The organism is Leifsonia sp. SIMBA_070 (assembly GCF_046534635.1).
Lineage (GTDB): Bacteria > Actinomycetota > Actinomycetes > Actinomycetales > Microbacteriaceae > Leifsonia.
The window spans coordinates 1-260 of sequence record NZ_JAWRYK010000466.1; the positions used below are offsets into that span (position 1 = coordinate 1).

The window sequence follows — 260 nt, forward strand, 5'->3', positions numbered from 1 at the left end:
CTTTGAGCGCTGCCTCGAGTTTCGGGATCTGCCGCATCGCACCAAAGCTGTATTCCGCGCCGCCCGAATAGATGTCGTCGAGTTCCGCGGTCACCTGCGCCAGGTAGTCCGGATGTCGCAGCAGCTCGATCAGCGTCCAGGCCGCGGTGCCCGAGGTGGTGTGGTGACCGGCGAACATCATCGAGATGAACATGCCGGTGATCGTGTCGGCGGTGAACCGGAGGTTGCCGTCGTCGTCCTTGATCGAGATCAGCACATCG

Annotated in this window: 1 protein-coding gene; it reads right to left on the minus strand. The window is 62.3% G+C overall.

Annotated elements, in window-relative coordinates:
* Window positions 1–260: cytochrome P450 (locus tag SB754_RS21085; protein ID WP_410784293.1), on the minus strand; the 260-nt coding region annotated here is incomplete at both ends.